23 protein-coding genes are annotated in these 24152 nt (G+C 73.3%); 16 read left to right on the forward strand and 7 right to left on the reverse strand.

The window, feature by feature from the left end:
• Nucleotides 1-201: 201 nt before the first annotated feature.
• The gene (locus tag SAM23877_RS04900; protein ID WP_053127236.1) at nt 202-1119 is read right to left on the reverse strand and encodes a LysR family transcriptional regulator; all 918 of its coding nucleotides are present in this window, start codon (nt 1117-1119) and stop codon (nt 202-204) included.
• 127 nt (nt 1120-1246) lie between these two features.
• On the opposite strand from SAM23877_RS04900, the gene SAM23877_RS04905 reads away from it, so the two are divergent.
• From SAM23877_RS04905 to SAM23877_RS04975, 15 genes are all read left to right on the forward strand, one after another.
• Nucleotides 1247-2248: a fumarylacetoacetate hydrolase family protein gene (locus SAM23877_RS04905; RefSeq protein ID WP_053127237.1), complete on the forward strand. Its 1002-nt coding sequence runs from the start codon at nt 1247-1249 to the stop codon at nt 2246-2248.
• Nucleotides 2245-3207 carry a cyclase family protein gene (locus SAM23877_RS04910; protein ID WP_053127238.1) on the forward strand — a complete coding sequence of 321 codons (963 nt, stop codon included), beginning with the start codon at nt 2245-2247 and terminating at the stop codon, nt 3205-3207. The genes SAM23877_RS04905 and SAM23877_RS04910 overlap by 4 nt, the downstream gene beginning before the upstream one ends.
• A gap of 23 nt (nt 3208-3230) precedes the next feature.
• Nucleotides 3231-4361, forward strand: a complete 1131-nt coding sequence (locus SAM23877_RS04915) for an FAD-dependent oxidoreductase (protein WP_053127240.1) — start codon at nt 3231-3233, stop codon at nt 4359-4361.
• Nucleotides 4358-5398, forward strand: coding sequence for an amidohydrolase family protein (locus tag SAM23877_RS04920; protein ID WP_079030029.1), 1041 nt, complete (start codon nt 4358-4360; stop codon nt 5396-5398). Before SAM23877_RS04915 ends, SAM23877_RS04920 begins: the two co-directional genes overlap by 4 nt.
• 7 nt (nt 5399-5405) lie before the next feature.
• The gene (locus SAM23877_RS04925) at nt 5406-6338 is read left to right on the forward strand and encodes a VOC family protein (protein ID WP_053127242.1); all 933 of its coding nucleotides are present in this window, start codon (nt 5406-5408) and stop codon (nt 6336-6338) included.
• 438 nt (nt 6339-6776) lie between these two features.
• On the forward strand, nt 6777-7748 hold the full coding sequence (locus SAM23877_RS04930) for a fumarylacetoacetate hydrolase family protein (RefSeq protein WP_053127244.1): 972 nt from the start codon (nt 6777-6779) through the stop codon (nt 7746-7748).
• Nucleotides 7745-8497, forward strand: coding sequence for an SDR family NAD(P)-dependent oxidoreductase (locus tag SAM23877_RS04935; protein ID WP_053127246.1), 753 nt, complete (start codon nt 7745-7747; stop codon nt 8495-8497). Before SAM23877_RS04930 ends, SAM23877_RS04935 begins: the two co-directional genes overlap by 4 nt.
• Nucleotides 8497-9291: an SDR family NAD(P)-dependent oxidoreductase gene (locus tag SAM23877_RS04940; protein WP_063796772.1), complete on the forward strand. Its 795-nt coding sequence runs from the start codon at nt 8497-8499 to the stop codon at nt 9289-9291. The genes SAM23877_RS04935 and SAM23877_RS04940 overlap by 1 nt, the downstream gene beginning before the upstream one ends.
• Nucleotides 9288-10043: a CoA transferase subunit A gene (locus tag SAM23877_RS04945; protein WP_053127249.1), complete on the forward strand. Its 756-nt coding sequence runs from the start codon at nt 9288-9290 to the stop codon at nt 10041-10043. The genes SAM23877_RS04940 and SAM23877_RS04945 overlap by 4 nt, the downstream gene beginning before the upstream one ends.
• Entirely contained in the window at nt 10043-10693 is a 651-nt protein-coding gene (locus SAM23877_RS04950) for a CoA transferase subunit B (protein WP_053127251.1), read from the forward strand. The genes SAM23877_RS04945 and SAM23877_RS04950 overlap by 1 nt, the downstream gene beginning before the upstream one ends.
• Nucleotides 10694-10860: 167 nt before the next feature.
• A complete protein-coding gene (locus tag SAM23877_RS04955) occupies nt 10861-12075 on the forward strand; it encodes an FAD-dependent monooxygenase (RefSeq protein ID WP_053127253.1) in 1215 nt (404 codons plus the stop codon).
• Nucleotides 12076-12106: 31 nt separating this feature from the next.
• Nucleotides 12107-13147, forward strand: coding sequence for a cupin domain-containing protein (locus tag SAM23877_RS04960; protein WP_053127255.1), 1041 nt, complete (start codon nt 12107-12109; stop codon nt 13145-13147).
• Between the two features lie 33 nt (nt 13148-13180).
• The gene (locus SAM23877_RS04965) at nt 13181-14047 is read left to right on the forward strand and encodes a fumarylacetoacetate hydrolase family protein (protein WP_053127257.1); all 867 of its coding nucleotides are present in this window, start codon (nt 13181-13183) and stop codon (nt 14045-14047) included.
• 95 nt (nt 14048-14142) lie between these two features.
• Nucleotides 14143-14586 (forward strand): MarR family winged helix-turn-helix transcriptional regulator, encoded by a 444-nt coding sequence (locus tag SAM23877_RS04970; protein ID WP_053127259.1) that lies wholly within the window; start codon nt 14143-14145, stop codon nt 14584-14586.
• Nucleotides 14587-14784: 198 nt separating this feature from the next.
• Nucleotides 14785-16194, forward strand: coding sequence for an MFS transporter (locus SAM23877_RS04975; protein ID WP_053127261.1), 1410 nt, complete (start codon nt 14785-14787; stop codon nt 16192-16194).
• A 42-nt stretch (nt 16195-16236) separates the two neighbouring features.
• Here the strand turns inward: SAM23877_RS04975 and SAM23877_RS04980 are convergent, their stop codons facing one another.
• The 6 genes from SAM23877_RS04980 to SAM23877_RS05005 form a co-directional block, all read right to left on the reverse strand.
• Entirely contained in the window at nt 16237-18207 is a 1971-nt protein-coding gene (locus SAM23877_RS04980; protein WP_053127263.1) for a helix-turn-helix domain-containing protein, read from the reverse strand.
• Nucleotides 18208-18316: 109 nt separating this feature from the next.
• Nucleotides 18317-19117 (reverse strand): 3-hydroxybutyrate dehydrogenase, encoded by an 801-nt coding sequence (locus tag SAM23877_RS04985; RefSeq protein ID WP_053127265.1) that lies wholly within the window; start codon nt 19115-19117, stop codon nt 18317-18319.
• 54 nt (nt 19118-19171) lie between these two features.
• Complete coding sequence (locus SAM23877_RS04990) at nt 19172-19651, reverse strand: NUDIX hydrolase (RefSeq protein WP_053127267.1); 480 nt, start codon at nt 19649-19651, stop codon at nt 19172-19174.
• Nucleotides 19652-19719: 68 nt separating this feature from the next.
• The gene (gene lnt, locus SAM23877_RS04995) at nt 19720-21333 is read right to left on the reverse strand and encodes an apolipoprotein N-acyltransferase (RefSeq protein ID WP_053127269.1); all 1614 of its coding nucleotides are present in this window, start codon (nt 21331-21333) and stop codon (nt 19720-19722) included.
• Nucleotides 21334-21418: 85 nt separating this feature from the next.
• Nucleotides 21419-21973, reverse strand: a complete 555-nt coding sequence (locus SAM23877_RS05000) for a hypothetical protein (RefSeq protein ID WP_053127272.1) — start codon at nt 21971-21973, stop codon at nt 21419-21421.
• A 79-nt stretch (nt 21974-22052) separates the two neighbouring features.
• Nucleotides 22053-22838: a glutamate racemase gene (locus tag SAM23877_RS05005; RefSeq protein ID WP_174532193.1), complete on the reverse strand. Its 786-nt coding sequence runs from the start codon at nt 22836-22838 to the stop codon at nt 22053-22055.
• Between the two features lie 57 nt (nt 22839-22895).
• Between SAM23877_RS05005 and SAM23877_RS05010 the strand changes: the two genes are divergently transcribed.
• Nucleotides 22896-24140 (forward strand): glycosyltransferase, encoded by a 1245-nt coding sequence (locus SAM23877_RS05010; protein ID WP_079030638.1) that lies wholly within the window; start codon nt 22896-22898, stop codon nt 24138-24140.
• Nucleotides 24141-24152: the final 12 nt, after the last annotated feature.

A 24152-nucleotide genomic window follows, 5' to 3' on the forward strand; every position in this document is an offset into this window, starting at 1 on the left:
CGGTACGGGAGTTCGGCCCCGGAGCCGACGAAGGGATCCGGCCGACGGCGGACGGCGTCGGGCGGGGGCGCGCCGACGTGCCTCGTCCGAGCATGCGTCCCGTCGGGCGGTCTGCGACAGCCCTGCCGTGATGCACGTCGCGGATGGCTTCCATCCGTCCCGTGGATGACGCCCCGCCGTTCAAGGGCGACGGGCCACCGCTCACCCCTCGGGCTCGTCGGCCATCCGTCTGCCGACCCGGGCGGCCGTCTCGCGCAGCCAGATGTGGGCCGCGTCGTGGGTGTGCACGGGATGCCACCACATGGCCTCCCGCAGCGGCACGGCCTCGTAGGGCGGCTCCACCACGCGTACGCCGGCCAGCGGTGCCAGGAGCCGGGCCAGGCGGGCCTGGATGAGGGCGATGCGCCGGGTACCGGCCACCAGCAGCGGGATGATCTGGAAGCTGTCCACCGAGACCTCGACCTGCGGCTCGATCCCCAGCATGCCGAGCTGGCGCACGGCCGGGGCGTCGTAGGTGCGCTGGTAGGTGACCCAGGGCAGTCGGGCCAGGTCCTGGCGGGTGAGACGGTCGTCGACGCTCGGATGGTCGTCGGCGACGAGGAAGACCCAACGGTCCCCGTACAGGTCGGTGGCCGGGAAGTCGCTGATGACCCCGTGCGGCATCAGCAGACCGTCGGACGTGCTCAGCAGCGAGTCCGTGGCGTCCACCACGGTGGTCGGCGTCTGCGCGAACCGCAGCCGGATGCCCGGCGCCTCCTCGTGCATGACCCGGGCCAGTTCGGCACCGAAGACCGCGACGGCGTAGTCGGACGCGATCAGCTTGAACTCCCGGTGCTCTCTGGCGGGGTCGAAGTCCGCCTGGCTGGCGAAGAGGCGCTCCAGGACGTCGTACGCCGTGGAGGTGCGGTCCAGGAGGACCTGACCGAGAGCCGTCAGCTCGTAGTGGCCACCGACGCGGGCGAGCAGGTCGTCGTCGAAGTGGCGGCGCAGCCGGGACAGGGCCGCACTCATCGCGGGCTGGCTGAGACCGACGCGCCGTCCGGCACGGGTGACGTTGCGCTCCTCCAGGAGGGCGCGCAGGGCGACGACGAGATTGAGGTCCAGGCGACTGAGATTCACAGCGTTTTCCCTAGCTGTCCGGCGGTGACCTGCGGAAATTCGTTGAGTGGATGACTGTCATCCACAGAATCGATTTCCGTGATCACGAGGGGCGGGTCCAGATTAGTGCCATCGCAATCAGGAGGACATGTCCGTGAAACCTGAAGCCGCGTCCGCCCTCTTCGCCGGACCCTTCGCCCTGGCCACCCTTTCCGCCCCCGAGGGCCACGCCTTCCCCGCTCTCGTCACCCCCGACGCCCAGGTGCTCGACCTGCGGCCCGCCCTCGGCGACGCCGGCCTGACCATGCGCGGGCTCCTCGACGCATGGGACGCGGTGGCGCCGCGGCTGGCCGCGCTGGCCGGCGACACCGTCCCCGGGCGCAGGCCGCTGGCGGAGTTCCGCGTGCACGCGCCGGTGGAGCCGCGCCAGGTGTTCCAGTCCGGGGCCAACTACCGGCAGCACGTCATCGACCTGCATGTCGCGCACCGCGCCCCGGGCGACGAACGGCCCGAGGCGGAGCGGCGCGAGGAGGCCGCTCAGATCATGGACCGGCGGGCGGCCGAGGACCTGCCGTACGTGTTCATCGGCCTGCCGAGCGCCGTCACCGGGCCGTACGACGACGTGGTGCTGCCCGCGTGGGCCGAGAAGCCCGACTGGGAACTGGAGCTGGCGGCCGTGATCGGCCGACCCGCGCACCGGGTGTCCGTCGAGGAGGCCCTCGACCACGTCGCCGGGTACACGATCGCCAACGACCTGACCGACCGTGCCACCGTCTTCCGGCGGGACATGCCGCAGATCGGCACCGACTGGCTGCGCAGCAAGAACGCGCCCGGTTTCACCCCGCTCGGCCCCTGGATCGTGCCCACCGCGTCGATCGCGGCCCCGGACGACCTGCGCCTCACGCTGCGGCTCAACGGCGAGACCATGCAGGACGAGTCCACCAAGGACATGATCTTCGACGTCGCACGGATGGTCTCCTACGCCTCGCAGACCGCCCGGCTCCTCCCCGGCGACCTGGTACTCACCGGCTCCCCCGCCGGCAACGGCATGCACTGGGGCCGGCTGCTGCGCGACGGCGACGTCATGGACGCCTCCATCACCGGGCTCGGTGCCCAGCGCACCCGCTGCGTGGCGGAGGTGGCCCGGTGACGCTCGACCGCACGGACCCCGCGGGCTCGGTCGCCCGTGCCGCGAAGGCGTACTCGAACTGGGGCCGCTGGGGCGCCGACGACGTCCTCGGCACAGTGAACTTCCTCGACGAGGCCAAGCGCCGCGAGGGCGCCGCGCTGATCCGCAAGGGCGTCAGCTTCTCCCTCTCCCAGCGGTTCGACATCAACGGCCCGCAGAAGGGCTGGCGGCGCCGTACCAACCCGGTGCACACCATGCTGGACACCGGCACCGACGCCGCGCTCGGCAACCAGGGGCTGCCGCACGGCATCGGCGGCGCCGACGACGTCATCGCGATGCCGTTGCAGTGCTCCACGCAGTGGGACGGGCTCGGCCACATCTTCGACCACGGCAAGGCGTGGAACGGCCGTGCCGCCGAGCAGGTCGTCACTTCCGACGGCGACCTGGTCACCGGCATCGAGCACATGGCCCCGCACGTCGCCGGACGCGGAGTGCTCCTCGACGTCGGCCGGGTGGTGGGCGAGGACGGTGAGCTGCCGGACGGGTTCGCGATCACCGAGGAGCACCTGACCGCCACCGCCGAAGCCCAGGACGTCCTGGTCGGCCGCGGCGACCTCGTGCTGGTACGGACGGGCCAGCTCGCCCGGGTGCGGCGCGACGGCTGGGGCGACTACGCCGGTGGGCCCGCCCCGGGGCTGTCGTTCACCGCGGCGGGCTGGCTGCACGGCAGCGAGATCGCCGCGATCGCCACCGACACCTGGGGCTTCGAGGTCCGCCCGAACGAGTTCGAGCACGCCTTCCAGCCGCTGCACCAGGTCGCCATCCCGCACATCGGGCTGCTGATCGGCGAGATGTGGGACCTGGAGGCGCTCGCCGAGGACTGCGCGGCCGACGGCGCGTACGCGTTCTGGCTCACCGCCGCGCCCCTGCCCATCACCGGTGCGGTCGGCTCGCCCGTCAACCCGATCGCCGTCAAGTAGACAGAGGAACAAGGGAGTTCCCCATGACCCAACCCCGCACGGTCCTCGTCGTCGGCGGCGGCGCGGCCGGCAACGCCGTGACGATCCTGCTGCGCCGCGCCGGTCTCACCGTGGACCTGGTCGAGGCCAAGGACGACTGGAACGCCACCGCAGGCTCCGGCATCACCCTCCAGGGCAACGCCCTGCGCGTCCTGCGCGAACTCGGCGTCTGGGAGCAGGTGGAGGCAGCCGGCTACGGCTTCGGCTCGGTCGGCATCACCGCCCCCGACGGCACCGTCCTGCACGCCCAGGACGACCTGCGCACCGGAGGCGACGACCTGCCCGCCACCGTCGGCATGCAACGCCCCCGCCTCCAGCGGATCCTCATCGACGCCGTGCGCGCCAGCGGCGCCACCGTCCTGCTCGGCACCACCGCGGAGATCCTCGACCAGGACCCCGACGGTGTCCTGGTCCGTCTCTCCGACGGCTCCCGCCGCCGCTACGACCTGGTGATCGCCGCCGACGGACTGGGCTCCACCACCCGCTCCGCGATCGGCATCACGGACAAGCCCGAGCCGACCGGCATGGCCATCTGGCGCGTCGAGGCCCCGCGTCCGGCCGGTGTGACCCGTACCGACCTCGCCTACGGCGGGCCCGCCTACATCGCCGGCTACTGCCCCACCAGCGAGACCACCCTCTACGCGTACGCCGTCGAGGCCAACCGCGACCGCGCCTCCATACCGCCCGCGTCCTACGCGGACGAGATGCGCCGCCTCACCCGGCACTACGGCGGGTTCTGGCCCGAGATCACCGCACACATCACCGACCCGGCGAAGGTCAACTACACCTGGTTCGACCGGATGCTGGTCGAGGGCTCCTGGCACCGCGGCCGGGTCGTCCTGGCCGGTGACGCCGCCCACTGCTGTCCGCCCACCCTCGCCCAGGGCGCCGCCCTCTCCCTGGAGGACGCCCGGGTGCTCGCCGAGCTGCTCACCGAGTCCGACACCTGGGACGACGCGCTGTTCCAGGCGTACTACGAGCGGCGGATCGCCCGGGTCCGCCCGGTGGTGGAGGCGTCCGTGCAGATCGGGCGGTGGCAGCTCGACGGGGTGCGGGACGCCGACGTGCCGGGCCTGATGGCCCGCACCATGACCATGCTCCGGGAGCTGCCGTGACGTCCCCGGTGCCACGGGCGAGCGCCCCGCGGACGCGGGCGAGCGCCCCGACGGTGGACGTGCACGCCCACGTCCTGCTGCCCGAGATCGAGGCCCTGGTCGAGGGCCGGCCGGGTCTGACCGAGGCACGGGCGCTGGACGCCCGACGCAACGGCCCGGCCGCCCTCGCGGTCAGCGGGCCGATGGTCCGCGAGCGCTTCCCGCGGCTGACGGACACGGCCGTGCGCCTCGCGGCGATGGACGCCCAGGGCGTGGACGTCCAACTGGTCAGCCCCTCCCCGTCCCACTACCACTACTGGGCCGACGAGCCGACCGCGGAGAAGGTGTACCGGCTCGCCCACGAGGCGACGGCCGCCCACTGCGCCGCCGCCCCCGACCGGCTGCTCGGGCTGGGGCTCGTCCCGCTCCAGCACCCCCGACTCGCCGTCGAGGCGCTCGACCACGCCCTCGCGCAGGGGCTGCTCGGCGTGGAGATCTCCAGCCACGCCCCCGGCCGCGAACTCTCGGACCCGGCGTACGAACCCTTCTGGTCCCGAGCCGCGGAGACCGGTGCCCTGCTTTTCCTGCACCCCTTCGGCTGCACCCTCGACGAGCGCCTGGACCAGTGGTACCTGTCCAACACCGTCGGCCAGCCCACCGAGAACGCCGTCGCGCTCTCCCACCTGATCTTCTCCGGCGTACTCGACCGGCACCCCGGCCTGAAGGTGATCGCCGCGCACGGCGGTGGCTACCTGCCCACCCACATCGGCCGCTCCGACCACGCCTGGTCGGCCCGCCCCGACGCGGGCGCCGGCTGCGCCCACCCGCCCAGCAGCTACCTGAAGCGGCTGTACTTCGACTCCCTCGTCCACGACCCGCACGTCCTGCGGGAACTGGTGCGCGTCGCCGGGGCCGACCGGGTGCTGCTCGGCTCCGACTTCCCCTTCGACATGGGCTCCGAGGACCCCGTGGGCGCCCTGCGCGCCGCCCGGCTGACCGACTCCGACTTCCACGCCGTACGAGGCGGCAACGCCGCCGCCCTGATCGGGAAGGACTGATCCCGCCATGCGCCTGCTCACCCACCTGAGGCACGTCGACCTCGCCGTGCCCGACTACGACAAGCAGCTCGACTTCTACTCGGGCGTCTGGGGCCTGTCCAAGGTCGCCGAGGACTCCGGCGTCTCCTTCCTGGCCGCCGAGGGCTCCCCCGAGCAGTACGTCGTCCGGCTCCGCAAGGCCGACGAGAAGCGGCTCGACCTGGTCTCCTACGGTGCCGCGTCCGCCGCCGACGTCGACACCCTCGCCGAGCGGCTCCTCGCGGGCGGCGTACAGCTGATCTCCCGGCCCGGCAAGGTCGACACCCCCGGTGGCGGATACGGCTTCCGCTTCTTCGACGTCGACGGACGCACCATCGAGGTCTCCGCCGACGTCGAGGTCAGGCAGCACCGCAAGATCGAGGAGAAGGAGTCGATCCCGGTCAAGCTGAGCCACGTCGTCCTCAACTCCCCCGACCTGAACCGCACGCGTGAGTGGTACGAGCGCCACCTCGGTTTCGCGCTCTCCGACACCCTCAGCTCGCCGCACATGGGCGAGGTCATGCACTTCATGCGGATCAGCAGCCAGCACCACTCCATGGCACTGGCCAAGGGCCCGCACACCTCGCTGCACCACGTCTCCTTCGAGATGCGCGGCATCGACGAGTACATGCGCGGCTCGGGCCGTGTCATCCGGGCGGGCTTCAAGAAGGTGTGGGGTCCGGGCCGGCACATGGCCGGGGACAACACCTTCACGTACTTCCTCGACCCGCACGGCAACACCGTCGAGTACACCACCGAGCTGGAGAACCTGGACGAGGACACCTGGCACCCCCACGTCTACGACTTCTCCCAGCCCGAGGTCACCGACCAGTGGGGCACCGCCAACCCCATGAACGAACTGGTCGCCAAGGAGTCCTTCAACGACCCCGACCGCGGCGTCTTCGTCGCCCCGCCGGTCTGAGCCACTGCTCCGACTCCGGGGACGCGGCGGTACGGCCCTGCCCTGACGCGCGCTGCCGCGTCCCCGGTACCTCGTGCCCCACTCGCGTGTGGTGGCGCACCACCTGTCGGGCGCGGCGGACGGTCTCCCGCCGTCGGCGGGCGCACGGCTCTCGTTGCCCGGCCGGTGCGGGATCACGGTCTGCCCGCAGCCGTGGTCGGCGCACGCGCCAGGCACACACCGATGCCGGAGGGGTCGACGGGGCACCGGCCGCCACGTGTGCGCGGACGCTGCGCCCGGCCATCCGGCGCCGGCCGGTCCCACACGGTTCACCGACCGCCGGTGGCCAGGCGGCGGCCCGCGTCCCCGCCCGGGCGGCCGGACACCGGGCCGTAGCACCGTGGGCCACGACCTCATGCGCATCCCCCTCCCCCGAACACCCACCGCTGGAGCCGCACCATGCGTTTCGCCGCGTACGAACACCGACAGCGCCACCGGGTGGCGGTCGTCGAAGAGGACGGCACCCTCCTCCCCCTGCCGGGTGTCACCTCGCTCACCGCACTGATCCAGGAGACCGGCGGGCTCCCCGGACTGCTCGCCGCCGGCGCGGCGGCCCTCGACGTGCCTCCCGGCCCGCACGTCTCCCAGGTCCGGCTGCTGCCCCCGCTGCGGCCCGCCTCGGTACGGGACTTCGTGACCTTCGAGGAGCACGTCGAAGGGGTGCGCCGCTCCGTGGAGGGCACCGGCGGCGTCCCCGAGCAGTGGTACGCGGCCCCGACCTTCTACTTCACCAACCCGCACGCGATCTACGGCCCCGGGGAGGGCGTCCCCGTACCGCCCGGTTCGGCCGTGCTCGACTTCGAACTGGAGGTGGGCGCGGTGATCGGCCGGGAGGGCCGGGACCTCACACCCGAGCAGGCCCGCGACCACATCGTCGGTTACACCGTCTTCAACGACTGGTCCGCGCGGGACCTCCAGAGCGCGGAGATGAAGGTGGGCCTCGGCCCCTGCAAGGGCAAGGACACCGCGACCACCCTCGGTCCGTACCTGGTCACCGCCGACGAGCTGGAGCCGCACCGGGACGCCGACGGCTTCCTGCGGCTGGCGCTCACCGCCTCGGTGAACGGCGAGACCGTCGGCGAGGACCTGCTGTCGCACATGAGCTGGACGTTCGAGGAGATGACCGCCTACGCCTCCCGCGGCACCCGCGTCGTCCCCGCCGACGTCCTCGGCTCCGGCACCTGCGGCAACGGCGGCTGCCTCGCCGAGCTCTGGGGCCGGCGCGGCGAGCGGACCCCGCCGCCGCTGCGGCCGGGCGACACCGTCACCCTCACCGTCGAAGGCCTCGGCACCCTCACCAACACCGTCGTCCCCGGCGTCGAGCCCGTCCCCCTCCCCGCGGGCCGCCGCCGCTCCCGGGAGCGGACGTGAGCGACCTGCACCCCAAGCGGCTGCTCGGCAAGGTCGTCGTCGTCACCGGCGCGGCGCGCGGACAGGGCGCCGCGGAGGCGGAGTTGCTGACCCGGGAGGGTGCCCGGGTCATCGCCACCGATGTGACCGAGGCGCCCGGCTGCCGGCGGCTCGACGTCAGCAGCGAGCAGGACTGGGCCGAACTCGCCGCCGAGCTGCGCGCGTCGTACGGGCAGGTGCACGGCCTGGTCAACAACGCCGGCGTCACCTGGCGGGCCCGCCTCGCCGACGTGCGCCCCGGCGACATGGCCCGTGTCCACGCGGTCAACGTCACCGGTCCGCTCCTCGGCATCCAGCACCTGGCCCCGCTCATGCCGGCGGGCTCCTCGGTCGTCAACGTCGGTTCCTCGGCGGCCCTCACCGCGCACTACCCGGTCGCCTACACCACCAGCAAGTGGGCCCTGCGCGGCCTGTCGAAGACCGCCGCCCTGGAGCTGGGCCCCCGCGGCATCCGCGTCAACACCATCCACCCCGGTCACATCGAGACCGAGATGACCGCCTCCGCCGCGCCCGCCTTCCGCGAGGCAAGCATCCGCGAGACACCACTCGGCCGCACCGGCACCGTCGGCGAGGTGGCGCCCCTGGTGGTGTTCCTGCTCTCCGACGACGCGTCGTTCATCAGCGGCGCGGAGATCCCGGTGGACGGGGGCATGACCGCCCACGGCGGCGTCAAGTCCGTCTCTGACGCCCTGCGCGGGGGGACGCCGTGATGCGGCTGGAAGGCAAGGTGGTCCTGGTCCCGGGGACCGCGCGCGGCCGGGGCCGGGCCGCCGCGCTGCGGTTCGCCGCCGAGGGTGCCCTCGTGGTCGGCGGCGACCTGCTGCACGAGGAGGCCGTGGAGACCCGGCGGCTCATCGCCCGTGAGGGTGGCACCGCCCTCACCCCCGGCCCGCTCGACGTCACCGACGAGGAGGCCGTGCGCGCCTGGGCCGAGGAGGCGGTGGACGCGTTCGGCGGCATCGACGTCGTGTACGCGGACGCGGATGCCCCGCGGCGCGGGGCGACCGGCGGCCGGCCGCACACGGACTTCGCGGACACGACGTGCGCCGGGCTGCACCCGGTGCGGCTGACCGTCCGGGCGGCCTGGCCGCACCTGGTGCGCAGCCGCGGCTGCGTCGTGACCGTCGGCTCGACCGCGGGACCGGCCGGCTCGCCCGCCCACCGCAGGACGGCCCGGTCCGCGGCGAAGGGCGCCGTCGTCGCCCTCACCCGCCGACTCGCCGCCGAAGGAGCACCGCACGGCGTCCGTGTGAACTGTGTGCGCCCCGGGAGCACCGACACCGAGGGCTCGCAGGGCGGCCCGCTCGCCGGCGAGCACCCGAGGAGCGACGTCCGCGGCCACGTCCCGCGCGGACGACCGGGACATTTCGACGACTTCCTCGACGCGGCCGTCTTCCTGGCCTCCGCCGAGGCCTCCCACCTCACCGGCGCCGACCTCGTCGTGGACGGCGGCTGGTCGACCGTCCTGCCCGGCGCCCCGAACCGAAAGGCGATGCACACGTGAACAAGGTCCGCGCCGGCGCCGTCGAAGCGGTCGCCGACATCCCCGACGGCGCCTCGCTCGCCGTCGGCGGCTTCGGCCTCAGCGGCGTCCCCGAAGTCCTGATCCGCGCGCTGTACGAGCGCGGCACGTCCGGCCTGGAGGTCGTCTCCAACAACTGCGGCGTGGACGGACGCGGCCTCGGGGTCCTGCTCGCCGCCGGCCGTATAGCCCGCGTCACCGGCTCCTACGTCGGCGAGAACAAGGAGTTCGCCCGCCAGTACCTCAGCGGGGAACTGGAGGTCGAGCTCACCCCGCAAGGCACCCTCGCCGAACGCCTGCGGGCCGGCGGCGCGGGCATCCCCGCCTTCTACACCCCGGCAGGCGTCGGCAGCCAGGTCGCGAACGGCGGCCTGCCCTGGCGGTACGCGCCCGACGGCACCGTGGCCGTCACCTCCCCGCCCAAGGAGACCCGCGACTTCGCCGGCCGCGCACACGTCCTGGAGCACGGCATCACCACCGACTTCGCCCTCGTACGGGCCTGGCGCGGCGATCACCACGGCAACCTCGTCTTCCGCCGGGCCGCCGCCAACTTCAACCCCCTCGCCGCCATGGCCGGCCGCGTCACCGTCGCCGAGGTCGAGGAACTCGTCGAACCGGGCGCGCTCCACCCAGACGAGATCCACCTGCCCGGCATCTACGTGCAGCGGGTCGTCGCGCTCACCGCCGGCCAGGCCGCCGACAAGCAGATCGAGAAGAGGACGGTAAGCAACTGATGGCCTGGACCCGCGACCAGATGGCCGCCCGCGCCGCCGCCGAACTCACCGACGGCTCCTACGTCAACCTCGGCATCGGCCTGCCCACGCTGATCCCCGGCCATCTCCCGCCCGGCGTGCACGTCGTGCTGCACTCCGAGAACGGCATCCTCGGCACCGGTCCCTACCCCACCGAGGACGAGGTCGACCCCGACCTGATCAACGCCGGCAAGGAGACCGTCACCGTCCTGCCCGGCGCCTCCTTCTTCGACTCGGCGCTCTCCTTCGGCATGATCCGCGGCGGCCACATCGACACCGCCGTCCTCGGTGCCATGCAGGTCTCCGCCCGCGGCGACCTCGCCAACTGGATGATCCCCGGCAAGATGGTCAAGGGCATGGGCGGCGCCATGGACCTCGTCCACGGCGCCCGCCGCGTCATCGTCCTGATGGAACACACCGCCAAGGACGGCACCCCCAAGGTCCTCGACGAGTGCACTCTCCCCCTCACCGGCGAGCGGTGCGTCCATCGCGTCATCACCGACCTCGGGGTCCTCGACGTCACCCCCGAGGGCCTCGCCCTGGTCGAGACGGCTCCCGGCGTCACCGTCGAGGACATCACCGCCCGCACCGGCGCCGTCCTGCGGGTGGACAGCGCCTCCGCCTCCTGCTGACCGGCGACGTCCGGAAGCCCCACCCACCCACCGACCGACCATTGACACGGAGGGAACACCCTCGCAATATGATCCGTACACCAATGATTGATGTACGGATCATTTTGGGGGTCGGCCCCGCCCGCCTCCGCCCCCGGTGCCCTCCCGTGCCGCCTCAAGGAGGCCAAGTGCCCGTCACCACCTCTCCACTCCACATCGCCGTGGTCGGCGGCGGCATCGGCGGACTGGCCGCCGCGCTGGCCACCGCCCGCGCCGGCCACCGCGTGACGCTCGTGGAGCGAGCCGCCCGGTTCGCCGAGATCGGGGCCGGACTGCAACTCGCCCCGAACGCCTCCCTCGCCCTCGACGAACTCGGCGTGCTGTCCGCCGTCCGGCACACCGCCGTGGCGCCGCCCCGGCTGGTGATGATGGACGCCCTCACCGGGGAGGAGATCACCGCCCTCGACCTGCGCGGCGCGGCCTACACCGACCGCTTCGCGCACCCCTACCTGGTCACCCACCGCACCGACCTGCACGCCGCGTTGCTGGCCGCCTGCCGGGAGCATCCGGCCGTCACCCTGCACACCGGACACACCGTCACCGAGGCCGACCAGGACGGCTCAGGCGTTCACCTGCACTTCGCGGAGGCCCACGCCGGGCTGACCGCCGACGCGGTCGTCGCCGCGGACGGACTGCACTCCCGGCTGCGCCGGGCACTGGTGGGCGACGGGGAACCGGTCTGCTCCCGCTACGTCGCCTTCCGCGGCGCCCTGCCCACCGCGAGGATGACCGGCCGGATGTCCCAGCACGCCGCCTCGGAGGCGGTGATGGTCTGGGCCGGACCGCGCATGCACCTCGTGCAGTACCCGGTGCGACGCGGTGAACTGTACAACCAGGTCGCCGTGTTCGAGAGCGACCGCTACACGCCCGACTCCGACGACTGGGGCACCGAGGCCGAACTGGAGGAGCGCTTCGGCGGCTCCTGCGACGCCGTGCGCGATGCCCTGCCCCTCGTCTCCCGCGACCGGCGCTGGCCGCTGTTCGACCGCGCCCCGGTCGACTCCTGGGTGCACGGCCGGATCGCCCTCCTCGGCGACGCCGCCCACCCCATGCTCCAGTACCTCGCGCAGGGCGCCTGCCAGGCGCTCGAGGACGCCGTGGCGCTCGGCGAGGCGCTCGGCCGGTGCGCGGACCCCGCGGACGCCTTCACCGCGTACGCCGACCGGCGCCGTGCGCGGGCGGCCCGCATCCAGACCAACGCCCGCCGTTTCGGCGAGATCTGCCACCTGGAGGGCATGGGAGCCACCCTGCGCAACATGCTCCTGGCGTCCCGCGGCCCCGAGGCGTTCGACGACATCTCCTGGGTGTGGACCCCGGCCCCCGCCCCTGTTCCCGCACCGTGACCCGGCCCGCGACCCCGCGAAGGAGAAGACCGTGACGACCGACGACCTCGCCTACAAGGCCCTGGAGGGCCTGGGCGCCGCCCCGCTGTGGCGCTTCTACGGCAACCTGTTCCCCGCCCAGCCCAAGAGCCGCGCGGTGCCCTACCGCTGGAGCTGGCGCGCACTGCGCCCGCATCTTCTGCACTTCTCCCGGACCCTGTCCCTGGAGGAGGCCGAGCGCCGGGTGCTGATGCTCGTCAATCCCGGCCTCACCGATCCCCCGGCCACGGTCAACACCCTCTACGCGGGGCTGCAGATCATCCTGCCCGGGGAGACCGCGCAGGCCCACCGGCACACCTCCAACGCCTTCCGCTTCATCCTCGAGGGCGACGGTGCGTGGACCACCGTCGACGGCGAGCGGGTCTTCATGGCCCCCGGTGACCTGCTGCTCACCCCTGGCTGGCACTGGCACGACCACACCCACGAGGGCGACGCGCCGATGATCTGGCTCGACGCACTGGACCACCCCCTGGTCAACGCCCTGGAGGCGGGCTTCTACCAGCAGTACCCGCAGCGGCTCCAGCCGGTGACCAAGCCCGACGACGCCGGCAGCCGCCAGTTCCTGCACGGCCGGCTCACCCCCGCCTGGCTCTCCCAGGACGGCCCCCACTCCCCCGTCACCCGCTACACCTGGCAGGAGACCGAGCGAGCCCTGGACGCCATCGCCGACACGGCCGACGGCAGCGACGTCGACGGCGTCGTCCTGGAGTACACCAACCCCTGGACCGGCGGCCCGGTCATGCCCACCATCGGCTGCCGCGTCCAGCGACTGCGCCCCGGCTTCCAGGGCGCCGGCCGCCGCCACACGGCCTCCACCGTCTTCAACGTCGTCCGCGGCGAGGGGGCCACCATCGTCGACGGCGAACGGCTCGAGTGGTCCGAGCACGACTCCTTCGCGGTCCCCGGCTGGGCCTCCTACCGCCACGTCAACACCTCGACCGCCGCGGACGCCGTTCTCTTCTCCTACAGCGACGAGCCGGTGATGCGTTCCCTCGGCCTCTACCGCTCGGAAGACGCCGACCCCGGCGCCTGACCGCTCCCCTCCGACACCCACAAGGAAGCCACCATGCGACTGGCCCTGTTCGACAAGGGACGCCTCGGCGTCGTCGACGGCGACGACCTCGTCGACGTGACCGACCAGCTCACCGGAGCCGGCACCGCCGGCCCGGCCGGCGCGGTGCAGCGGTACATCGAGACCACCGCCCGCGGGGAGGCGGTCCGGTTCGACCTCGCCGGCCGGCCCCGGACCCCGCTGGCCGAAGCGGCCCTCCAGGCTCCGCTCCCCCTCCCCGGGAAGATCATCGGCGCACCGGTCAACTACCTCGACCACAAGGCCGAGATGGAGTACACCACGTCGGTCGCGGACCTCGGCGTCTTCCTCAAGGCGAACTCCTCCGTCATCGGACCCGGCGAGGACATCCTGCTGCCCTACTCCGACAAGCGCACCGATCAGGAGGGCGAGCTGGGCGTCGTCATCGGCCGTACCGCTGCGCACGTCAGCGCGGACGACGCCCTGGGCCACGTCTTCGGCTACACCTGCGTCCTGGACATCACCGTCCGCTCCGGCGAGGACCGCTCCACCCGCAAGTCCTTCGACACCTTCACGCCCCTGGGCCCCTGGGTCGTCACCGCCGACGAGATCCCGGACCCCGACACCCTCGACCTGCGCTGCGACGTCGGCGGCACCACCCGGCAGCGCACCAACACCGCCGACCTGATCTTCGGCGTCCGGGAGCTGATCGCCTACACCTCCTCCGTCATGACGCTGCACCCGGGCGACGTGATCGCGACCGGAACACCGGCCGGAGTCGGTCCGCTGGCCCACGGTGACCGCGTCGTCCTGGACATCGAGAAGGTCGGCCGCCTGGAGGTGGGGGTCGACGGCTCCCGTGCCACCCCCTACGAGCGGCGCCCCGGCCGTCGCGACCGCTGACCGCACGGCCGGGTGGTGCCGGACCCTCGTAGACTCCCTCACACCGGCCGTCCACCCGGCCGGCACCACCTTCGGCGGCAGACGGACGGAACACTGTGGCGCGCGCACTGGAACTGCACAACTACGTCGGGCACCTGATCCGGCGCGCGGAACAGGTGCACACCGCTCTGTGGTACCGGCACGTGTCCCAGGAGATCACCTCCCAGCAGTTCGCCGTCCTCAACGCCCTCAGCCGGGACCCCGGGATCGACCAGCGCACGCTCGCGCGCCTCACCTCGCTGGACCGCTCCACGGTCAACCACATCGTCCGCCGCCTGACCGATCAGCACTACGTCAGCCAGGTGCGCGACGAGGAGGACCGCCGACGCACCCTGCTCAGCCTCACCGACGAGGGAGGCGACCTCCTCGACTCACTGATCGGCCCCGCCGAGGAGATCAACGAGCAGCTCCTCGACTCGCTCCCCGGCGACCAGCGGCAGCAGGCCGTGGACATCCTCCGCAGGATCGCGTCGATCGAGTCACCCACCGGCGGACCGTGAAGCCGGTGGGAAGCGCTCGGCAACATCAGGGCTCACTCGGGATTCTGGTCAGCACCCCACCAGCACGGGTCGGCATGGTGGCCACGCGCATAGCCGTCTCTCGAACTATGTTGCCCCGCCACATGTGCGTCTGACCTGCGGGTTCCTACGGTATGGCGACACGCAACCGTCCCCGCAGATCCCCAGGAAGTGGTGCCGATGTCGTCGCCCGCAACCGCCCCACCAGCTCCGAACAACCTCAAGCGCATCGTCGCCGCGTCCCTCATCGGCACCACCATCGAGTGGTACGACTTCTTCCTCTACGGTTCCGCCGCCGCCCTCGTCTTCAACAAGCTGTTCTTCCCGGACTCCGACCCGCTGGTCGGCACGCTCCTGTCGTTCCTGACCTACGCCGTCGGATTCGCGGCGCGTCCGCTGGGCGCCCTGGTCTTCGGGCACTACGGCGACCGGCTCGGGCGCAAGAAGCTGCTGGTGCTCAGCCTGCTGATGATGGGCGGGGCGACCTTCGCGATCGGGCTGCTGCCCACGCACGCCACCATCGGCACGGCCGCTCCCGTGCTGCTGACCGTGCTGCGGCTGGTCCAGGGCTTCGCCCTCGGCGGTGAGTGGGGCGGGGCGGTACTGCTGGTGTCGGAGCACGGGGACGCGCGGCGGCGCGGGTTCTGGGCCTCCTGGCCGCAGACCGGTGCGCCGGCGGGCCAGCTGCTGGCGACCGGCGTGCTGTCGCTGCTGACGGCCGTGCTGTCCGACGCCGCGTTCAACAGCTGGGGCTGGCGGATACCGTTCCTGCTCTCCGGCGTCCTGGTGATGGTCGGCCTGTGGATTCGACTCTCCGTCGACGAATCGCCCGTCTTCAAGCAGGCGTTGGCGCAGGCGGAGACGCGCAAGGCCGAGGCCGAGACCGAACCGCTCCCGCTGGTCGCCGTGATGCGGCACCACTGGCGCGACGTCCTGATCGCGATGGGCGCGCGGATGGCGGAGAACATCAGCTACTACGTCATCACGGCCTTCATCCTCGTCTACGCCACGACCGCTGCCGACGTGTCCAAGCAGACCGCGCTCAACGCGGTGCTCATCGCCTCGGCCGTGCACTTCGCGGTCATCCCCGCCTGGGGCGCGCTGTCGGACCGGATCGGCCGGCGCCCCGTGTACCTGCTGGGCGCGGCCGGGGTCGGACTGTGGATGTTCCCGTTCTTCATGCTGATCGACAGCGGCGGCTTCGGCAGTCTGCTCCTCGCGGTCACCGTGGGCCTGGTGCTGCACGGCGCGATGTACGCGCCCCAGGCGGCCTTCTTCTCGGAGATGTTCGCGACCCGGATGCGGTACTCGGGTGCCTCCATCGGCGCGCAGTTCGCCTCGGTGGCCGCCGGTGCCCCCGCGCCGCTGATCGCCACCGCGCTGCTCAGCGAGTACGACAGCTCCACCCCGATCTCCCTCTACGTCATCGCCTCGGTGGTGCTGACGCTGATCGCCGTGGGGGTGGCCAAGGAGACCCGCCACCGCGACCTCGCCGAGGTCGTGCCCTCCCCCAGGGACGGGGACGGGGGCGGGATCGGCGAGGAGACGGAGGCCGCCGCATCGCGCGCACCGGGTGCACGCAGTCTCTGACCCGTCCCGGAGCCGGCCCCCGTACGCCCGTGCGTGCGGGGGTCAGTGGCGTGCCGGCGCCGACAACCGGTGCAGCCGGAGGGCCAGTTGGATCTCCAGTGCGCGCTCGGGGCTCTGCCAGTCCTCGCCCAGGAGGCGGCCGACGCGTTCCAGGCGCTGGGCGACCGTGTTCACGTGCACGTGCAGTTCGTCCTTGGTGCGGGCGGGGCTCATGCCGCAGGCGAAGTAGGCGTCCAGGGTGCGCAGGAGTTCGGTGCCGCGGCGCGCGTCGTAGGCGACGACCTGGCCGACGGTGCGCTCGACGAAACCCGTGACGTCCTGGTCGCCGGCCAGCAGCAGCCCCAGGAACCCGAAGTCCTCGGCCGCGGCGCCGTCGCCGGAGCGGCCCAGCAGCCGCAGGGCGTCGAGGCAGCGTCTCGCCTCGGTGTACGCGGTGGCCACCGCGTCGGGACGGGCGGCGAGGTCCTCCACGGGGGCCGAGGCGCCGACCGTGACCGCCTCGTGGACGGCCGTGCCGAGATGCCGGGCGGTACGGCGGGCCAGGTCGGTGGCGCCGTCCCCGGACGTGAGGGGCAGCAGCAGCACGGTGCCGCCGTCCCGGGCGGCGGCCAGGCCGTGGCGGGTCGCGGCGAGGTGGGAGGCGGCGGCCCACAGGCGTCTGCGCGCCTCCGCCTCCTGGTCGGCGTCGGGCGCGGTGGCGTCGAGGCGGGCGGCGAGCACGACGTGTGTGGCGTCCAGGTCCGCCCGCAGCCGTCGGGCGCGGTCGCCCAGGAGGCGGGGGTCGCGGTCGCGGGCGTCGAGCAGGTCGTCCAGCAGTTCGCCGCGGACGCGCTGCTCGGCCTCGGCGGCGGAGCGACGGGCGAGCAGCAGGAGGGAGGTGACCATCGCGGCGCGCTCCAGGGTGCGCTGGTCGACGGGGTCGAGCCCCGGGTGACCGCGCAGGACGAGAGCGCCGAGCAGTTCGTCGCCGGCGGCGACGGCGGCGATCCAGTCCGCCTCGTGGGGCACCGCGTGTCCCTCGGCGCGGGACGCCTCCAGGGCGTGCGCCGGTGCCGCGGCGGCCTCGGCGAACTCGACCGTGCCGTCCAGCACCTGGGAGACGGCGGCGGCCACGTCGTGGACACCGCCGCCGCGCAGGACCAGTTCGGCGAGCCGGTCGTGGACGTCGGAGGCGCGCTCGATGACGCCGCTGCGGTCCTGGATGATCTCGTTGGCCCGCTCCAGGTCCGCGAGGGCCGAGCGGGTCTCGGCGAGCAGGTTCGCGGTGTCGATGGCGGCCGCCGCGAGGGCGGCGAAGGAGCCCAGCAGGGCGATCTGCTCGCGCTCGAAGACCCGGGCCCGCCGGTCCGCGGCGAACAGCACACCGATGACGTGGCGGCCGAGCATGAGGGGCACGCCCAGGATCGCGACCAGGCCCTCGTCGCTGACCCCCGCGTCGATGGTGCGGGTGTGCTGGAAACGGGCGTCCTTGAAGTAGTCGTCGGTGACGTAGGGGCGGGCGGTCTGGGCGACGAGGCCGCCGAGCCCCTCGCCCATGCCGAGCCGCAGCTGCTGGAAGCGGGCCGCCACCGAGCCCTCGGTGACCCGCATGTAGGTGTCCCCGCGGGCCGGGTCGTTGAGGCTGAGGTAGGCGACGTCGGTGCCGAGCAGCGAGCGGGCCCGCTGCACGATCGCGCGCAGTACGGCGTCCAGGTCGCGCAGTCCGGCCAGGTCGTGGGCGGTCTCGAACAGCGCGGACAGCTCGGCCTCGCGGCGCCGGCGGCCCTCCAGCTCCGAGCGCACGCGCAGCGCGAGGCGCTTGGCCTGTTCGAGCGCGGCGAGTCGCTCCGCCGGTCCCCCCTCGGCGCGGGCGAGCAGCACCGGCTGCTCGTAGGCGTCCGCGGAGGCGCCCCGGGCCAGCAAGTCCAGGAAGGGGGTCTCGACGGTGGCGGGCCTCAGGTCCACGGCGTCGCCGGCCGGCGCTCCGGCATCGTGGGCGGAGCGCTCGGCGGACTGCACGTGATCGCGGGACATGCTCACAGGATTCCCCATCGCCCGGTCGTCCCGGCAGCCCTGTGGACAACCCGGCACGGGTGGGCCGGGTTGTCCACAGGGGTGCCGGGGGCGCGGAGCGCCACGCTGCTCAGTGCGCGGTCCAGCCGCCGTCCAGGACGAGCGAGGTGCCGGTGACGAAGGACGCCTGCGGACCGCACAGGTAGGCCACGGCCTCGGCGACCTCCTCCGGTTCGATGAGGCGGCGCAACGCGCTGTCCCGCAGCATCACGTCGGTCAGCACCCGCTCCTCGGGGATGTCGTGCGCCCGGGCCTGGTCGGTGATCTGCTTCTCCACCAGCGGGGTGCGCACGTAGGAGGGGTTCACGCAGTTCGAGGTGACCCCGTGGGCGGCGCCTTCGAGGGCGGCGGTCTTGGACAGGCCCTCCAGTCCGTGCTTGGCGGACACGTAGGCCGCCTTGTAGGCCGAGGCGCGCAGTCCGTGGACGGAGGAGATGTTGACGATGCGCCCCCAGCCCTGCGCGTACATGTGGGGCAGGGCGCCGCGGATGAGGCGGAAGGGGGCCTCCAGCATCACGGTGAGCACGGTGTGGAAGACGTCGGGCGGGAACTCCTCGATGGGCCGGACCAGCTGCAGCCCGGCGTTGTTGACGAGGACGTCCGTGCCGGCGGCGGCGCGTTCGGCGGCGTCCAGGTCGGTCAGGTCCAGAACCTGGGTCCGCACACTGCCCGGGAGGTCCGCACAGCTCTCGGCGAGCGCCTCCAGACCACCGGCGTCCCGGTCGACCGCTCTGACCTCGGCCCCGGCCGCGGCCAGCCGCAGCGCGCAGGCACGGCCGATGCCGCCGGCGGCGCCGGTGACGAGGGCGGTACGCCCACCGAGGTCGAGCGAGGAGGCGTGGGGGGCCGGGAGGACACTGGGCGAGGTCATGTCCTGACCCTAGGGAGCGTCCCCCTCGCGCCCCATGTGGGCACGCCCCATAGTTCAGAGGCAGTCAGTGGTCTCGAACCATGTGGGGGCGTCGGACAGCGCCTGCTTGACGCGGAGCTGCCCGAACGTCCCCAGGTCAGGCAGGGCGTCCACCGCGAACCAGCCCACCTCCAGCGACTCGTCGTCGTTGACACGGGCTTCACCGCCCACGGCCCGGCAGCGGAACGTGATGTCCATGAACTGGCAGACGTCCCCGTTGTCGTACGTGACCGGGTTCAGTGCCTGGACGAGGACCAGTCGCTCCACGGCACACCGGACGGCGGTCTCCTCCTCCACCTCGCGCACGGCGCAGGCGGCGGGCTGCTCCCCCGGGTCGGGGATGCCGCCGATGAGCGACCACCGCCCGTTGTCGGACCGTCGGCCGAGCAGGACCCGGCCCTCGTCGTCGAAGACGACGGCGGTGACGCCGGGGAGCCACAGCAGCTGATGCCCGGCGGTGGCGCGCAGTGCGAGGAGGAAGTCGGGAGTAGCCATGCCCCCGACCCTAACGGGGCTCGAGCGACACACCCGGTGCCGTCGCGGGGCGTGCGGTCGGCGTACGGCTACACGCCACGGGCGCGCCGCCCGCGCACACCGGCGCCGACGGCCCAGCCGAGTCCGCCGGCCGCGACCAGCACCAGGGCGATCTCGGGCGCCACGCCGAGCCGGGTCGCGGGTGTCTGGGAGGAGCGCAGGGGCACCTCCTGGACCAGGGAGTCCGCCACGAACATGCCGGTCCGCTGCGTGATCCTCCCGTCCGGCATGATGATCGCGCTGACGCCGCTGGTCACCGGCACGGTGACGGTCCGGCTGTGCTCGACCGCGCGGACACGGGACATGGCGAGCTGCTGGTAGGTCATCTCGCTACGGTCGAACGTCGCGTTGTTGCTGGGTACGGAGATCATCCGGGCGCCGTCGAGGACCTCGGAGCGCACGGCCCAGTCGAAGGCGGCCTCGTAGCAGGTGACGAGCCCCACCTTGGTGCCGGCCATGGTGAACACCCCCGGCTCGGTGCCCCGGCTGAAGTCCTGGCTGACCATCGAGGTCCAGTCGTCGTTGATCGCTCCGATGAGCGAGCGCAGCGGCAGGTACTCGCCGAACGGCTGGATCTGCCGCTTGTCGTAGGTGTCGACGGGACCCTTGTCCGGGTCCCACAGGATCTGCTCGTTGAGCAGTTCGCCGTCGCGTTCCACGACGCCCCCGACCGAGACGGGCGCGCCGATCGCCTTGACGGCCCGGTCGATGACCGCGCGGGCGTCGGCGTTGGCGAACGGGTCGATGTCCGAGGAGTTCTCCGGCCAGAGCACCAGATCGGGCCGGTCGACCTTCCCCGCCCTGACCTCGGCGGCCAGACGCTCCGTCTCGCGCGCGTGGTGGTCCAGGACGGCCCGCCGCTGGGCGTTGAAGTCGAGGCCGGCTCGCGGCACGTTGCCCTGGATCACGGCGACGGTCGCGGTGCCGTCCTCCGCCTCGTCGCCGACCAGGGGATGGGCCGCCACGGCGCCCACGACGGGCACGGCCACGCCGAGCAGGGCCACCGCGGCCGCGCCGCGCCGTACCTCGCGGGTGCGGCGCGCCCGCACCGCCAGCCGCGCCGCCTCCGCGAGACCGAAGCCGCACAGCACGACCGCGAACCCGAGTACCGGGGTGCCGCCGACCGCGGCGAGCGGCAGGAACACGCCGTCCGCCTGCCCGAAGGCGACCTTGCCCCAGGGGAAGCCCTCGAAGGGCACCCGCGCGCGTGCGGCCTCTCCGGCGGTCCACAGCGCGGCGGCCCACACCGGCCACCCGGGGAGCTTGGACACCGCGGCGACGCCCGCTCCGACCAGCGCGAGGAAGACCGCCTCGATCACGGCCAGGGCGAGCCAGGGGCCGGGGCCCACCTCCACACCGGTCCACACCAGCAGCGGCAGCAGGAAGCCCAGACCGAAGAGGTAACCGAGTCCCAGGCCGGCCTTCCAGCCCCGCCCGCGCAGGACTCGGCCGAAGACGGCGAAGGCCGGCAGGGCCAGCCACCACAGGTCGCGCGGCGGGAAGCTGACGTAGAGCAGCACTCCGGCGAGTGCGGCGGCGGCGGCCGGGAGGAGACGCGGGAGCCGGGCGGCGACGCGCGAGACGGGCGTGGTCCGCGGCTGCGTCCGGTCCGGCTCGCCGACGGATGTTGCGGTGGCTGTCACCCCCCGGAGTGTACGGCGGGTGAGCGCGCCGCCGACAGCGCGGTGGCCCCGTGACCGGGCCGGACGCGCTGTCCGGCGCGGTGCCCTACGGTGCGCGCTCGGCGGGCGGGCCGGGGGCCTTCGGACGCAGCCGGTTCTTGATGACCTGGACGGCCGCCTCCGCGTCGTCCACGGTGATCGTGAAGGTGTGGCCGTCCCCCAGGCGCAGGACCACGCCCTCCCCGCGCCGCACGACGACCGCGGTGCCCTTCTCGGGCCGCCAGCGGTATCCCCAGCCGCCCCAGTGACGCGGGGTGACGTGCGGGGCGAACTCCGCTCCCACCACGTGGGAGAGGGGGATGCGGCGACGAGGCACACCGATGTGGCCGCAGCGCACCTCCAGGCACTCCTCGTCGACCCTCAGCGCGACGTGGACGAAGGCCAGCGTCCCGAAGAGCACCAGCAGCCCCGCCGCGATGCAGCCGACGACGGCCATGGCCAGCGGGGCGACGCCGGACTCCCAGGCCGACTCGACGGCCAGCGCGATGCCGAACGCCACACTGGCGGCGCCGATGAGTGCCAGGAACCACTGGATCCGGTTGGTGGCGCGTCCGGTCCAGACGTCCGGTGGGGGGATGGTCTCGCCGTGGCGATGCCTCATGGCTATGAGGTTACTCAGGTTTCGCTGCGCGGGTACTCGGTCGCGCAGGGTGACTGGGCCGACCGGGCGTGCCCGCCGGTCAGCGCGCGGGGGTCACCGTACGCAGGAGCCGGCCCTCGTCGTACGTCAGCGCGGCCGCGGGCAGCGCGCCCTCGCGTCCGCTCAGCAGCACGGTGAGGGTGCCCTCGGCCGGGGCTCCGGGATCGGGACGGACACCGATCCGGCGCAGGGCCTGTGCCGCGACCGCACCGGCGGAGCCGTGCAGGACGAGGCGCGGGGCCCCGGGGCGCTGCACGGCGGCGCGGATGCGTTCGGCGACCAGTTCGTAGTGGGTGCAGCCCAGGACGACGGTCGTCACGTCGCCGGGGGTGAGGGCGGCCGCCGCGGCGACGGCCGCGGTGATCGCGGCCTCGTCCGCGTGCTCGACGGCGTCGGCGAGCCCCGGACACGGCACTTCGGTGACCGTCGCTTCGCCGCCGAACCTCTCGATGAGATCGCGCTGGTACGGGCTGCCGGTGGTGGCGGGCGTCGCCCAGATCGCCACGGGCCCGCCGCCCGCCGCGGCGGGTTTGATCGCCGGCACGGTGCCGATGACCGGCAGTGCGGGTTCGAATCGGGCGCGCAGCGCGGGCAGCGCGTGCACGGTGGCGGTGTTGCAGCCGACGATCAGGGCGTCCGGACGGTGCGCGGCGGCGGCCTCGGCGACGGCGAGGGCGCGACCGGTCAGGTCCTCGGGGGTACGCGGGCCCCAGGGCATGCCGTCGGGGTCGAGGGAGAGGATGAGATCGGCGTCCGGTCGCAGGCGCCGTACCGCGGCGGTGGCCGCCAGCAGACCGATTCCGGAGTCCATGAGCGCGATCTTCACCCGGCCACCATAGACGATGGTCCGCTCCGGGCCCCTGTCGTGGGGCAGACTGCGCACGTGAGCGCCGATGTGTGGACCTCCGCCGTGACCGTCGTTCCCGCCCTCTCCCTCGCCGTCTGGCTGTGGCTGCTGTTCGCCCGGGGCTTCTTCTGGCGTACGGACGTCAGACTGCCTGAGCTGCGCGAGCCCGCCGACTGGCCCGCGGTGTGCGTCGTCGTCCCGGCGCGCGACGAGGCGGCCGTACTGGGTGCGGGCCTGCCGTCGCTGCTCGGCCAGGACTACCCCGGGCGGGCGGAGGTCTTCCTGATCGACGACGGCAGCACGGACGGGACGGGCGGGCTGGCGTGCGAGCTGGCCCGCGGGCACGGAGGGCTGCCGCTCACGGTGGCCTCGCCGGGGGAACCGCCGGCCGGCTGGACGGGCAAGCTGTGGGCGGTGCGGCACGGCATCGGCCTGGCCCGTGGGCGCGAGCCCGAGTACCTGCTGTTGACGGACGCCGACATCGCGCACGCCCCGGACAGTCTGCGTCGGCTGGTGGCGGCGGCCCGCACGGGCGGCTTCGACGTCGTCTCGCAGATGGCCCGGCTGCGCGTGGACAGCGGGTGGGAGCGGCTCGTGGTGCCGGCCTTCGTGTACTTCTTCGCGCAGCTGTACCCGTTCCGGTGGATCTCCAGGGAGCGCGCGCAGCGGGGCGGGAGGGCGGGCGGGGAGAAGAGCGGCGGGAGGCGGGGAACGGGGACGGCCGCCGCGGCGGGCGGCTGCGTGCTGCTGCGCGCCGAGGCGGCCGAGCGGGCGCGGATCCCGGACGCCATCCGGCACGCCGTGATCGACGACGTGGCCCTCGCCCGGGCCGTCAAGGGCTGCGGCGGCCGCGTCTGGCTGGGGCTGGCGGACCGGGTGGACAGCGTGCGCCCCTATCCGCGCCTGCACGACCTGTGGCGGATGGTCTCGCGCAGCGCGTACGCGCAACTGCGGCACAGCCCGCCGCTCCTGGCCGGGACGGTGGCCGGCCTGGCGCTCGTGTACCTGGTGCCGCCCGTGTCCGTGGTGGTGGGCGCGGTGACGGGGGCCGCGGCGGGGGTCCTCCTCGGCGCCGCGGCGTGGCTGGTGATGGCGGGCACCTACGTACCGATGCTGCGCTACTACCGGCAGCCCGGGTGGCTCGCTCCCCTGCTGCCGTTCACGGCGCTCCTGTACCTGCTGATGACGGTCGACTCGGCGGTGCAGCACTACAGGGGGCGCGGCGCGGCCTGGAAGGGCCGCACCTACGCACGTCCTGAGGCCGTGCCGGACGAGGGCTGACACGCCGCGGGC

Source organism: Streptomyces ambofaciens ATCC 23877 (assembly GCF_001267885.1).
Classification (GTDB): Bacteria; Actinomycetota; Actinomycetes; order Streptomycetales; family Streptomycetaceae; genus Streptomyces; species Streptomyces ambofaciens.

Bases quoted from the DNA above. Each gene is read 5' to 3' on its own strand.
- SAM23877_RS04905 (WP_053127237.1), top strand. From the start codon at position 1,247: ATGTCCGTGAAACCTGAAGCCGCGTCCGCCCTCTTCGCCGGACCCTTC.
- SAM23877_RS04915 (WP_053127240.1), top strand. From the start codon at position 3,231: ATGACCCAACCCCGCACGGTCCTCGTCGTCGGCGGCGGCGCGGCCGGC.
- SAM23877_RS04925 (WP_053127242.1), top strand. From the start codon at position 5,406: ATGCGCCTGCTCACCCACCTGAGGCACGTCGACCTCGCCGTGCCCGAC.
- SAM23877_RS04930 (WP_053127244.1), top strand. From the start codon at position 6,777: ATGCGTTTCGCCGCGTACGAACACCGACAGCGCCACCGGGTGGCGGTC.
- SAM23877_RS04940 (WP_063796772.1), top strand. From the start codon at position 8,497: ATGCGGCTGGAAGGCAAGGTGGTCCTGGTCCCGGGGACCGCGCGCGGC.
- SAM23877_RS04950 (WP_053127251.1), top strand. From the start codon at position 10,043: ATGGCCTGGACCCGCGACCAGATGGCCGCCCGCGCCGCCGCCGAACTC.
- SAM23877_RS04965 (WP_053127257.1), top strand. From the start codon at position 13,181: ATGCGACTGGCCCTGTTCGACAAGGGACGCCTCGGCGTCGTCGACGGC.
- SAM23877_RS04975 (WP_053127261.1), top strand. From the start codon at position 14,785: ATGTCGTCGCCCGCAACCGCCCCACCAGCTCCGAACAACCTCAAGCGC.
- SAM23877_RS04980 (WP_053127263.1), bottom strand. From the start codon at position 18,207: ATGTCCCGCGATCACGTGCAGTCCGCCGAGCGCTCCGCCCACGATGCC.
- SAM23877_RS04985 (WP_053127265.1), bottom strand. From the start codon at position 19,117: ATGACCTCGCCCAGTGTCCTCCCGGCCCCCCACGCCTCCTCGCTCGAC.
- SAM23877_RS04990 (WP_053127267.1), bottom strand. From the start codon at position 19,651: ATGGCTACTCCCGACTTCCTCCTCGCACTGCGCGCCACCGCCGGGCAT.
- SAM23877_RS05000 (WP_053127272.1), bottom strand. From the start codon at position 21,973: ATGAGGCATCGCCACGGCGAGACCATCCCCCCACCGGACGTCTGGACC.